Source organism: Thorsellia anophelis DSM 18579, from assembly GCF_900111395.1.
GTDB classification, from domain to species: domain Bacteria; phylum Pseudomonadota; class Gammaproteobacteria; order Enterobacterales; family Thorselliaceae; genus Thorsellia; species Thorsellia anophelis.
The window spans coordinates 96,578-110,018 of sequence record NZ_FOHV01000008.1; the positions used below are offsets into that span (position 1 = coordinate 96,578).

A 13,441-nucleotide genomic window follows, 5' to 3' on the forward strand; every position below is an offset into this window, starting at 1 on the left:
CTAGATATCCTTATTTCGAAAATTGTTCAAGCAGCATTGGTTTATCTGATAAAATACCATCTCGCATTTCAAGCTGTTTATCCATTTTCTTGGCTAAATTTAAGTCATGTGTTACGACTAAAAAAGCAGTTTTTTGTATTTCATTAAGTGATTTAATTAATTCAAAAATATCATTAGCATTTTTTTGATCTAGATTCCCTGTAGGTTCATCAGCTAACACAAGTAGAGGGTCATTGATTAATGCTCTTGCGATAGCAACTCGTTGTCGTTCCCCACCAGACAACTCGCTAGGTCTATGTGATGAACGATGTGCTAAACCAACCTTTGCTAACATTGAAGAAGCTTTTTTCTTCGCATTGGCAACCGATTCACCACTTATTAACAATGGCATAGCAACATTTTCAAGTGAGGAAAAATCAGGTAGAAGATGATGAAACTGGTATATGAAACCTATATGCTGATTTCTCATCACCGCTCTTTGATCGTTATTCAAGGAAGACAATTTATTATGACTGAAATAAATCTCACCTGAAGTTGGCGTATCTAATCCACCTAATAAATGTAACAGCGTACTTTTACCAGAGCCTGAGCTACCGACTATTGCCAACAATTCGCTTTTTTTCATTTGAAAGCTGACATTGTTTAGCACTAGAGTTTGATTTGTTCCCTCTTGATACATTTTAACTACATTATCGCAGTTAACGAGAATTGAATCTAAATTCGATGAATTATTCATAAGTCCCTAATTAGTTTATACTCAGTTTAGTTATTCATAGCGTAATGCTTGTGCCGGCATAATAGAAGATGCTCTTAATGCCGGATAAAGAGCTGATAACAATGCAATTGCAATCGCTGAAAGCATAATCATCAAAATTTGTGAAAAATCAAGCACAATTGGCAACTCTCTTCCACCCATCATCGATCCTATAATTGGCAAATTATTTATTTGGCTTGCTAACAAAAATCCAAATAATGTCCCCAAAATCGCACCTAACACTCCACTTGAAGCGCCCTGTACAATAAAAATCGCTAACACTTTTAATTTTGTCAGTCCTATTGTTTGTAAAATGGCAATTTCACCCTGTTTTTCCATTACAATTAAACTCAGTGATGTGACTATATTAAAAGAGGCGACGGCTATGATAAGACTAAGCAATAACCCCATCATATTTTTTTCCATTTTTATAGCTTGAAAAAGCTCCCCCTGCCTTTCTCTCCAATCAGTTAGAATAAAAGATTCGGGTAAAAGTGTAGTATCAATTTGCGATACATTTAAGGGTCGATCTAAAAACAAACGCCATCCAGTCACCTCGTCATTTTTTAATCTCATTAATTTTGACGCATCAACTCTATTGACAAGTAGCTGTGTACCATCTACTTGGTTATTAGATTGAAAAATACCTACCACTTTAAAAATTCTTTGGCTTGGTATGCGCCCCATTGGTGTAAACTGAGTAACACTTGGGACCAATATCCTAATTTCATCACCTTTTGTTACACCCAGGTTGTTTGCAAGCTCACTACCTATTACGGTGTTATATGAACCAGCACTAAGATCCGTTTTCTCAGCAAAATAAAAAAAATCGAACAAAGGCTCATACTGATCAGGTAACACTCCTATCATTAATGCAGGTGCAATATTTTGAGCACTTTGCAACACGACATCAGCTTGTATAAATGGTTCTATGCGCAAAATATCCTTAGCATTAGTCTTATTATTTAAAAAAGGCTTAAATTTTGGATCAGATGATAATAATTCAGTTGCACTTATTGGATGAGTACTATTAGATATGACTGCATGGGGCTGAAATTGTAAAATACTTTTTTCTTGCTCCCGTTCAAATCCATTCATCACTGAGGTAACTGTGATTAAAGACATCACACCAAGAAGAATTCCAAGAGTAGAAAAAAATGAAACAAAACGTGCAAATCTATCTGAGGGGCGTCCACGAAGATATCTGAAGGCTATAAAAAGAGAAACAGGTTGATACATACAATCTCGATATGTGTAATGGAAAAAATAGGTTAATATTACGATTCTATCACATTCAAAATAAGATTTCTTTAATCATCTTTATTATTATTAAATTCATCTTTTCTTTAATTAATTTTGATATCTACCGCGTTCAGATCACATCTTGATTTACCTGGGTAACCGCCATTTGGCCGATCACTCTAAAAACACATTGAATCAAAGCTGGCAAGCCATGTTCCTTAACTAAAACTAGTTAAAGCGAGCATTTAATTTTTCCACTTCTCAAATTGTTACTATGTTATATTGATCTTAAGCTACAAAATTACTTAAATTTAGTGATTATCATCATAGATAATCACTAAATAATGCGAATTATTTGGAACGGCGCCATCACAATCATTATTTTAGTAACCTAATTAATTATGTTCATTGATTAGAGGCCCATTTTTCTTTCTGTAATCAAAGAAAAAGGTAGAACTGCGATAACATCACATGGATAATCAATGTATGGTATTAGATTGATCCCTTTATCATTTAAATACCAATCCAAATTATCAATTGACCAAGTAGTCGGATTATCTATTCCAAGGCAAGCAGCATCAGGCAATGTTATGAAATCATATTCATGCTGTCTAAAATATTCTACAAACCAAGTACCTACCGCATCAGGATCATTGAAATTAAGTAACTCAGAGAGTTCAATGAGTTTACCCGTTGCTAAATCAAAGTTATATCCATTCTTCGATGCATACACTCTTCCATCATTATTTTTTAAAAACAGATCACTCATCACACTCAGTTGGTTAGCCGTTTTATATGTGATCTGAGTATTAAAATGATTTTCACTAAACTCAAATAACTGAATAGAACGAATAGCCCTGCGATAATCTAATTCAAGTGTGGTATTAATTTCCTCAAGCACATCTGATGGTAAATTACTTGAAATGTTAAAAAATTGCATGCCCGCTTGCATTGCTGTTGAATACCATTGCAACTTAAGATCTTTGTACGTAGTCACTTCACCTGGTTTCAAATCAAAATGAACCTGCCTTAAGGCTTCATAGAGATCGTCATTAGCAAACATCGTCAAACCAGGAGAAAAAATAAAATCAGTACTTAAAACACTATTCAATTCAAAAGGGTCTGTTGCCGCAGAGCTGGGATCGATTATTCTCGCTTCAAGTTTATCTTTTATCATATCAATCACAATCCCTTTATCTTTATCAGGATTGTTTTCAAAAAAAGTAAATCGAAGCTGATTATTAACCATATCACCACTAAAGCGAATATCAGTTAATGGATTATCCGCTAAAAAATAACGCCCTACCCAGTTTCCACTTGGGTAAGTACGCATCCAAAGCACGATTGGTATGTCATTTAGTTTACCGATTAGGGTGTATGAACTATTGTCATACGTTTCTTTAGGGATTCTATCTTGTTCAGCTTGAACTTGCCTAGGTAAAACTAAAAAACAACTAAAAAGTAATGAAATCAGGATAAAATACCCATGCGTTCTATAACGATGAATCCATTTGTTATCAATTAAGCGGTAACTACATTGTTGACTTCTCACTTGTCACTCCTCTTTATTAAAGATATTATGTTATTCACATCAATTTCAAATTTACAGTTCGTCCAATTTCAATACAAATATCAATTACTAATAATGCACTCCAATTACAATTAAATTACTAATCAAAAGCGATGCTCGACTTTAAAATGCGAGATCTGCGATACTTAAAATGGGTCTACCTTGTTCTTTATTGAATAGGGTGGCCAGCTTGTGTGATGATATTTTCCTACTCAGCCTAATAGTAAAGCTCAGCATTGTTCTTGCGAATGTTCTTTCAATATTGAATTTTTAAGCGAGTTGACCAATTTTACCTTCAATAATTCTTCTTTTATCATTTCAAAAATTTCTAATTTTTTTAGGGAGTTTATCTCTCATGTTTTTCCTAACGGGTTTTTCAATAGCAATCCAATAGTTTATGCATTGTTCCGCTGTCTCAGCCCCCAAATAGCCTTTATCCCCTAATGCTAACCCTGTTTTACCTTCAAGTAACTCTATTGGAATCTCTCTTTCATCTATATTTGTGAGAGTAACATCAAAATTAACAATTTCACCATCTTGATTAACAACAAGATGTCCTTTGAATCCGTAGTAATACTGTTCTTTAGAAGCACAGTAACCCCTAGCTGCCTCTCCCTTAAATTGTTTGCAATGGATAATCCGTTTGTTATGACAAACAGCGATTGGAAATCCGTCAATAATATGAAATAAATACCCAGACGAATTAAGGTTTTCCAATATTTTTTGCTTAACAACCCAAAGATTTTGGCACTGTTTGGCAAATTGACTACGGGAAGAGAGATTTGGAAATAAATCAGTCCAATGCTTGTTAAAGCATCTCCAAATCCCTACCGTACTATCAATGCCAAATAATTCACCAATGAGCTCCATTGTAATGACTTCGCTATCTGAAAGCTTTGGCTTGAACCCTCTTGCTCTAAGAGGTCTATCGTATTCTTCCAGTATTTTATTTAAGCTATCGTCTATTTAATAAAAGTATAGATGATATAATCCACTAATGATGGCATGATTTTATTCCTAATTTTGATTCGTCTCTTAATTAGTTGTAAGTTATGCCATCTCCCTCCCAGTTATGCAATAAAAAAGTCGAGCATCGCGTTATTTAAATCTTTTTATTGGCCATTCATAAATGGCCTATAATAAAATTCAAATATCATTCAAATATTTAGGTCAATAAGTTAATTACAAAGAACTTTAGGGGTCATTAAAATTGAGATATTTAAGACTATAATCTGAGAAACTCATTACAGATTATTTTGGATAACAAGTCAAAAATACGCTCCTTAAAATGCAATCCTAGCTAAATATACTGACTTTAGACCTATTTGCTAATTGCATTATTAAACCATTCAAGTACAACCTCAAATCTCGTTAATGCTGAACCAACTGTAACACAATCAGCACCTGATAGAATTGCTTTTTGTGTGAGTTCAGGCGTATTGAAACGGCCTTCTGCAATTGTATATAAGCCTGCTTTTTTAAAAGATTTTATAAGTTCAAAATCAGGTTCAAGAGGAGTTATTGGCGTTGTATAACCGGATAATGTTGTACCAATAAATTCAACATTATTTTTAGCTGCCCAGATCCCATCTTCATAAGCTGCACAATCAGCCATAGCAAAGCACCCTGCTTTATGAATTTCATGGCAAATACTTTCACGTGATATAGGTCTAATTCTGTCTGTTGCATCAAATGCTATAACTGCTGCGCCAGCTTTTTTCAATTCGATGACATCTTCAATAAAGGGAGTAATACGCACTGGTGAATCATCCAAATCTCTCTTAACAATCCCTATAATTGGTATATCAACTTCACTTGATACTATCCTGACATTATCAACACCTTGGATACGAATTGCTGGCACATTCATTAATTTAGCTGCTTTAGCAACAGCAACAATATAATCACCTGTATCAAGAGGGCTCTTCTCTACAGGCTGTATTGAAACAATAATTTTTCCAAATAATTCCCTCTTAAAATCTTCCAATTTATCATTTACGTAAGTCATATTTTCTAATTGTTGTTTCATACAAGCCTCAGTTTTTATTTTGTTAACTATTAAATATCCATCATCGTTAGTGGAAACCACTAAATTTTTGATAGCTGAATAAAATAACTTCATATAATTCCTATTTGTAAGAATTATAAATTAATTTTTAATGAAAATAATTTTTATTATAGATAAAAATTATTTTTGTGATATTGATTGCAAATTTACTTTATTATCTTTGAAGTTTTTTTTCATATGAAGATAATCAGATTAGAATTTCGAAATATATGGAATAATTAACTAGACTTAGATACTTAGATAACTTACAACGGGATTTACATATGAATATATTTGCTACCTTACAAAGGATAGGACGCGCCTTTATGCTTCCAATTGCAGTATTACCTATGGCTGGTATTTTATTAGGTGTTGGGGGAGCCTTTACAAGTGGTCCATTAATAGAAACCTATCAACTGACATTTTTACAAGATGGCACTATACTCAATCGTATTTTAAAACTCTGTTTTAACGCAGGTTTATTTGTATTTGCAAATCTTCCTTTGCTTTTTGCAATAGGCGTTGGAATAGGTATGGCAAATCGAAATAAAGAAACTGCTGCTCTCGCTGCTGTAATTGGCTTTCTCCTATATCATACAGTTATAAGTACAGTATTAGGTTTTCAAGGGTTAACGCCTGATTCCACAAGTATTGACGCATTGACAAAAGCAGGAATATCGCCAGATACTGCCGTGGGTCTTGCGGCTCTCTATACTAAAGAATTAGGAATTTTCACACTGCAAACCGGTGTTTTTGGCGGTATTATGTGCGGATTCCTATCTGCTTATATTACAAATCGCTTTTCTGAGGTACAGCTCCCAGATTACTTGGCATTCTTTAGTGGAAACCGTCTAATCCCTGTTATTACAATGATTTTTTTCATTCCCTTAGGTCTCTTAATGCCATTTATTTGGCCTCCTATTTTTAAAGCTATCGTTTTTTCTGGTGAAGCTTTTTCTTCTATGGGGTATATAGGTACATTTCTATATGGAACCCTTATGCGTTTATTAAATGTTTTTGGATTGCATCATGCAATATATCCATTATTTTGGTATACAGAACTTGGTGGTGTTATGGAAGTTGGGGGACAAGTTGTATCAGGAGGTCAGAAAATCTTTTTTGCACAGCTTGCTGATCCTGAGACCATTAAGTTTAGTTCAGAAGCAACTAGAACTATGACTGGTGGTTTTTTGCCAATGATGTTTGGTCTTCCTGCTGCTGCATTGGCTATGTATCACTGCGCTGATTCTAAAAATCGCTCAAGAATAAAGGGTATATTTTTATCTGCGGCATTGACATCATTTCTAACTGGTATAACTGAGCCTATTGAATTCACTTTTTTATTTGTTGCACCAGTATTATATGGTATTCATGCTGTGCTAGAAGGTATTGCCTATATGCTTATGCACATTTTAGATGTTGCGGTTGGAATCACATTTTCAAGGGGGCTAATTGATTTTACATTCTTCGGATTATTGCAAGGAACTGAAAAAACTTCCTATCATTGGATATTAATACTAGGTCCTATCTATTCAATAATTTATTACTTTTTATTCAAAACAATAATCTTAAAATTTAATATTTCTACTCCAGGTCGTAATGATACAGATGCGAAACTCTACACAAGAAAAGATTTTGATGAAAAAGAAAAATCAAAGAAACCGCAATCCAAGGGCAATAAACCACTTATTGAGTTAATAGTGTCCCAACTTGGCGGTATAGAAAATATAAAATCAATCGATGCTTGCATAACTCGATTACGAGTAACCATTCATAACCAATCTCTTGTTACCGATGAAGCTAGCTGGAAAGCAATTGGCGCAAAAGGAATATTTAGGTCGGGAAATGCAGTGCAAATAATTTTCGGAACTCAAGCGGAAACTTATAAAAATCAAATAATAGCTAAATATCAAATTAGCTGATAAACTAGACATATTAGCTGAGTTATGATATCTACCGACTCAGCTAAGTGCATATATAAATAGCTAATTATGCAATTAATGAAATTAATTGTATTTAAAAAGTTACAAAATTACTTAGGTTATGAAAAATCCACTCTACCAAATACAAACAAATAAAATCGCCAAAAGTCCTAAACTTGCCTTGATTGCCGATTATATATTAGCAAATACAGAGCAAATACAATTTATGACAATCACTGTTCTGGCACAAAAAACAGCCACAAGCGAAGCTACGGTATTACGATTTTGTCGCGATATAGGATATAATGGCTATTCTGATTTCAAAATGGCACTGGCTTTGGAACTAAACCATCTAAAATTCAAATCAAATTCTCTAGGCCAAAGGAAAGATGACATCCCTAATTTTGCGACAGAATGTGCAATTAACAGTCTTAAAGACACTCTTAGTTTAATTGACCGAGAGCAGATTATTCGTATTTGTAATTTAATACACCATTCTAAGATTATTCATTGTATTGGTGTTGCAGCATCATCTATAGTTGCAAACTATCTCTGTTATAGACTTATCAGAATTGGTAAAACAGCATTAATGCATACAGATACACATATCGCAATGATGCAGTCAATTCATCCAAATATAGATGATCTATGGTTTGCTATTTCAAGTTCAGGTTCTACTCGAGAAATTATTGAAGTTGCAAATAGTCTCAAAAAAAATCATAAGCAAATAGTCGCTATTTCGAATATTTCAAATAGCCCTTTAGGAAATATATCAACAGAAGTATTGGTTGCTGCTAATCCAGAAGGTCCTTTAACTGGTGGAGCTTTAGCATCAAAAGTAGGTGCTCTTTTAATTGTTGATATTCTAATTAATGAAATGATAAAAATTTATCCTGATTATTCATGCCTTGCAAACAATACTGCTGAAGTTACAGTTGATTTGTTATTATAAAAGTCAATATTAATGTGTTAATCATGAAAACTCCTATCCTGTAAATGGCTGTTAAAAAGTGCGTAAATTTGGCTTTTAACGCACTTTTCTAATTCACATAATGACTCTACAGTTACATATAGAATTTGTGTCAAAAATGTGATGTAGTTTATGCTTTCGATAGGGGCTTTGGGCTTGATAGTTTCTAATGGTAATATGTAGGGTAACTAAAGATTTGTCCTCGATACTGCTTTCTATCGAACCCAGCTCCTAAGCACTTGCCACTTAACCAGGTCGGTATACTCAATGCACTGACTGCAATACATCTTTTGAAATCTGCACAAACTGCGATAGGAATAATCATCTTTACCAATCATATGGTCAAAGGCGTAAATGTGAGTTTACTGCTAAGAGAGAAAAACATAAAGATAATGAACTCTGGCGGCAGAGTGAACGTACCCGCTCTGCAAACTACTATAAAATAAATAAAGAGGTCATTAACACTGATGTTTGGTGTTATGATTTCTACGGACAAAGTAGCGAGAACAGCACTTCACTAGTTACCAGATTTTATGCTTATTATTTTTAACGCAATGGATGATGAAAATGAGATTAAAATAAAAGAAAAAATTTTTAAATTCCTGAGTAAATAGGCAGCACTAGCTCACTCAAAACAAGATAGTAATACTGCTTTATTTCAGTTATGCATGAAATTAAATACCAAACAATGACTTAGTCAGAAATTAATTATTAATTAACCTTAAGTACCTACTAATGATTCTTAACTAAGTTCATTTATGAGTAGTAGCTAATTTCTTTTATCCCTATCTTAGATAGTGCTCAACTAAAGCCCAAGCGCAACCATTAACTCACAAACAATAAGATTTCGAATTTTTTGTAACTTTTTTATCAACTCATATCTTATTATCTAGCCATGTATTTAGGTTGAAAAGAAAAATGCGTCTTAATATTTTTTCATAAAATTATCAATATATTACGAATATTTTTCTGTCAAAAAAAGATTTTCACTAGCTTCTAACCACTAAAATTTAGTAATAACTTTTTACGATTAAACAGTCCTACGATGTAACAATATAATACTTAAATATTTATTATTTTTACAATCCTTTGAGAATTTAAATAACAATTCTCACGAAGAACCTTTCAAAATATCCTTTTTTTTAAAAATTGCAAACCAGATAAATCTCAAGCATTGATATACGCTCGTTAAGTGATTAACTCATAAATTACAACGAACATCTGCATAATGTTTACATAAATATAATCTGGTTTTTATACAAATAATGTTTTTTTTTGTCATTTTTTTTATCACCAATAATATTAAATAACTATATTTAATTGAGGGGAAACTCCTTCTCTATTTCATAAGTTTAAGGAAAAACAATGAAAATTACCGTTTTTGGAACAGGTTATGTAGGACTTGTTCAAGCAGCAACTCTTGCAGAATTAGGACATGATGTAATGTGTGTAGATATTAATCATGCAAAAATTAACCAGCTAAATGATGGGATTATTCCTTTTTTTGAGCCTGGTCTTGACCAATTAGTCGAAAGAAATAAGCTCGCACATCGTCTATCATTTTCATTAAATCCAAAAGAATGTATTGAGTTTGCTGATATTTTATTTATTGCAGTGGGCACTCCATCTTATGAAGATGGTAGTGCTGATCTGAGCGCTATAGAAACAGTCGCAAAAACAATTGGAAACTATATAAATGGATATAAATTAATCATTAATAAGTCAACCGTTCCAGTTGGAACAGTTGACTTGGTTAAAAATACAATTCTTGAAACTTTAGCTGAAAATGCGTCTAGTTATGTTCAAGCTATGAATTCAAACGATAAACTAGCCTCTATTTTAAATAGAGACAAAATTGAATTTGACGTTATATCTAATCCTGAATTTTTAAAAGAAGGGACGGCTGTGATTGATAGTCTACACCCAGAGCGTATTATTATTGGTTCCAATTCAAAAAAAGCGCTCTCAATTATGAGGAAGCTTTATCATTCGTTCACAAAAAAAGGAATTCCGATATTAGAGATGGATGTCAGAAGCGCTGAACTGACTAAATACGCAGCAAATTGTATGTTAGCCACTAAAATTAGTTTCATCAATGAAATGGCTAGGCTAGCTGAATTACTTGGCGCTGATATCGATGCTATCAAAGCTGGTATTGCTAGTGATTCAAGAATTGGTCCTTCTTTTATCGATGCAGGTTGTGGTTATGGTGGCTCTTGCTTTCCTAAAGATATCCAGTGCTTAATTAATAAAGCTAAAGAACACCAATTTTTCCCTCATTTATTAACGGCAATAGAAGCCGTCAATAGTGAGCAAAAGACCCTACTAGTAGATAGAGTGTTAAATTATTATGGCCATGATATTAGTGGCAAACATTTTGCAATTTGGGGATTATCTTTTAAACCTGAAACTGATGATATTAGAAACTCACCAAGCCTTACTGTAATCAATTCTATCTGTAAATTAGGGGCGACTTGTACAGCCTTTGACCCTGTAGCTATTACAAATTCAAAACAGTATTTTGCAAATAACCAGCAAGTAACATTTGCAGAATCTAAAGAACTTGCTCTTATCGATGCAGATGCATTAATTATTTGCACGGACTGGCAACAATTTTATGAAATCAATTTTGATATATTAAAAACCTCTCTCACTGAACCTGTCATATTTGATGGGCGTAACCTATTTTCTTTAGCCGATGCAATTGCTCAAAATATTACCTACATTAGCATTGGAAGAAAACCTGTTTATCGTAAAGAGCAATATTTAAATCAAATAAAAAAGGATTCAGCATGAGTAATTATTTACCCTTTAGTAGACCTTATTTTGATGAAAAAGAATCTCAAGCTATATTGAAAGTATTAGAGTCTGGTTGGATTACTACTGGCACTTACAATCAACAGTTAGAAGAGCATTTTGCCCATTTACTCAAAGCTAAACATGCAATTGCATTATCTTCAGCAACAGCTGGTATGCATTTAACATTATATGCATTAGGAATCGGTCCGGGAGATGAAGTCATCACACCTTCGATGACATGGGTGTCAACTGCTAATATGATACGGTTAGTAGGTGCTGATCCTATATTTGTTGATATAGACATCAATACTCTTTTAATCAGTACTGATGCGATTAAAAAAGCCATCACTAAAAGAACAAAGGCTATTATACCAGTGCATTTTGCAGGTGTACCGTGTAATTTAGAGGAAATTTATCAAATTGGAAAAGATTATGGCATTCAAATTATTGAAGATGCCGCACACGCAATTGGTAGCGTTTATAAAAATGAGATAATCGGTCAACGCGGTACAGCAATTTTTTCACTTCATGCAATAAAAAATATCACCTGCGCTGAAGGAGGGATAGTAGTTACTGATAATAATGTTCTTGCAAAGCGGCTGAGACAGCTAAAGTTTCATGGCATTGCACAAACAGATATTGACCAAGTTACTCGGCAACGCAAGCCTACTGCTGAAGTTATTGAACCAGGCTTTAAGTATAACCTTTCTGATCTTCATGCAGCGATTGGATGCGTTCAAATTGAAAAGCTTAACTACATTAATAGAAAAAGAGCACTACTCGCTGAACATTATCTTAAAAAAATAGATACTGAATATTATACCCCCCTATCCATTCCAAATTATGATCATTTGCATGCATGGCATCTATTTATTATTCGTATCAACACTTCACTTTTAAGTTGTAGCAGAGAAGATTTGATGAATTTTCTTAAAGAGCACGGGATTCATACAGGCCTACATTTTAAGGCTATTCATACTCATAGGTATTACCAAAAGCATCTAAATACAAACACACAAAGCCCGAATAATCTTACTAATACCGAATGGAATGATAGTCGCATTTTAAGTTTACCTCTATTTCCCGATATGACAGTTGAAGACGCTGATCGTGTCATTAATATTTTAGACCTTTTCACAAGGAGTAGAAATGTTCTTAAATAAACCGATTGAAATGATCTCATTAGTGATACCGATATTTAATGAAAAAGAGAACATTCCCATTTTATTTGAGCGAGTATTTAACGCTTCTCTTGCTACTTCAAAATCTTTTGAGATTATTCTAGTTGATGATGGAAGCACGGATGGTTCATCCGAACTAATCGCACAGCTTGCTGAGTTAAGCAAAAACCATGTAATTGGTGTTTTTCTAAATCGTAATTATGGTCAGCATAGTGCAATTATGGCTGGATTTGTACAAGCAAAAGGTGACTTGATCATCACATTAGATGGTGATTTGCAAAATCCACCTGAAGAGATTCCTAATATCGTAAATCATGCAGAGGAAGGATATGATGTAATTGGAACAATCCGAGAAAATAGGCAAGATAGTTGGTTTCGTAAGGCTGCTTCAATGAAAATAAATAGCTTAATTCAAACTATCACAGGCAAACCTATGGGTGATTATGGTTGCATGTTAAGGGGATATCGCAAACACATTGTAGAAGCAATGCTGCTGTGTCATGAAAGAAGTACATTTATTCCTATCTTAGCAAATAGCTTTGCAAGAAAAACTATTGATATTCCAGTTAAGCACGAGCAAAGACTCCATGGTAAATCTAAGTATAGCGTATTTAAACTTATTCATTTGATGTTTGATTTAGTCACATGCCTTACTACGACACCTCTTAGACTACTTAGTTTAATTGGCTGCCTTATTGCAAGTCTTGGATTTATATTTGCTATTACCCTTCTTTCTTTAAGGTTATTTTTAGGACCTCAATGGGCAGCTAGTGGGGTATTTACTCTCTTTGCAGTGTTATTTATTTTTATTGGAGCTCAATTTATCGCCCTTGGTATTTTAGGTGAATACATTGGGAGAATCTATAACGATGTCAGAGCAAGGCCTAGATACTTCATCTTGCATGTCATTGATAAAATCAAATCTTAAAATAAACATTTAAACAAGGATCGTTAAT

At 33.6% G+C, this 13,441-nt stretch carries 9 protein-coding genes and 1 pseudogene; 5 read left to right on the plus strand and 5 right to left on the minus strand.

All coding sequences use genetic code 11. The annotated features are described in order from the left end of the window. Nucleotides 1–10: 10 nt before the first annotated feature. The 5 genes and pseudogenes from lolD to BMW37_RS06625 all read right to left on the minus strand — a co-directional run bounded on the left by lolD (nt 11) and on the right by BMW37_RS06625 (nt 5,574). Entirely contained in the window at nt 11–736 is a 726-nt protein-coding gene (gene lolD, locus BMW37_RS06605) for a lipoprotein-releasing ABC transporter ATP-binding protein LolD (RefSeq protein ID WP_093318825.1), read from the minus strand. Nucleotides 737–766: 30 nt separating this feature from the next. Continuing rightward, nucleotides 767–1,993 (minus strand): lipoprotein-releasing ABC transporter permease subunit LolC, encoded by a 1,227-nt coding sequence (gene lolC, locus BMW37_RS06610; RefSeq protein WP_093318828.1) that lies wholly within the window; start codon nt 1,991–1,993, stop codon nt 767–769. Between the two features lie 415 nt (nt 1,994–2,408). Beyond that, entirely contained in the window at nt 2,409–3,548 is a 1,140-nt protein-coding gene (locus BMW37_RS06615; protein ID WP_093318830.1) for a hypothetical protein, read from the minus strand. Between the two features lie 141 nt (nt 3,549–3,689). Continuing rightward, a pseudogene (locus tag BMW37_RS06620) lies at nt 3,690–4,573 on the minus strand (IS982 family transposase). Nucleotides 4,574–4,887: 314 nt separating this feature from the next. Further along, on the minus strand, nt 4,888–5,574 hold the full coding sequence (locus BMW37_RS06625) for an N-acetylmannosamine-6-phosphate 2-epimerase (protein ID WP_093318971.1): 687 nt from the start codon (nt 5,572–5,574) through the stop codon (nt 4,888–4,890). 323 nt (nt 5,575–5,897) lie between these two features. Between BMW37_RS06625 and BMW37_RS06630 the strand changes: the two genes are divergently transcribed. From BMW37_RS06630 to arnC, 5 genes are all read left to right on the plus strand, one after another. After that, nucleotides 5,898–7,535 carry a PTS transporter subunit EIIC gene (locus tag BMW37_RS06630; RefSeq protein ID WP_093318834.1) on the plus strand — a complete coding sequence of 546 codons (1,638 nt, stop codon included), beginning with the start codon at nt 5,898–5,900 and terminating at the stop codon, nt 7,533–7,535. A gap of 121 nt (nt 7,536–7,656) precedes the next feature. Next, the gene (locus BMW37_RS06635; RefSeq protein ID WP_093318836.1) at nt 7,657–8,487 is read left to right on the plus strand and encodes a MurR/RpiR family transcriptional regulator; all 831 of its coding nucleotides are present in this window, start codon (nt 7,657–7,659) and stop codon (nt 8,485–8,487) included. A 1,383-nt stretch (nt 8,488–9,870) separates the two neighbouring features. After that, on the plus strand, nt 9,871–11,301 hold the full coding sequence (locus BMW37_RS06640) for a UDP-glucose dehydrogenase family protein (protein ID WP_093318838.1): 1,431 nt from the start codon (nt 9,871–9,873) through the stop codon (nt 11,299–11,301). Next, nucleotides 11,298–12,467, plus strand: a complete 1,170-nt coding sequence (locus BMW37_RS06645) for an aminotransferase class I/II-fold pyridoxal phosphate-dependent enzyme (protein WP_093318840.1) — start codon at nt 11,298–11,300, stop codon at nt 12,465–12,467. Before BMW37_RS06640 ends, BMW37_RS06645 begins: the two co-directional genes overlap by 4 nt. After that, nucleotides 12,454–13,413 (plus strand): undecaprenyl-phosphate 4-deoxy-4-formamido-L-arabinose transferase, encoded by a 960-nt coding sequence (arnC, locus tag BMW37_RS06650; protein WP_093318842.1) that lies wholly within the window; start codon nt 12,454–12,456, stop codon nt 13,411–13,413. Before BMW37_RS06645 ends, arnC begins: the two co-directional genes overlap by 14 nt. Nucleotides 13,414–13,441 lie beyond the last annotated feature (28 nt).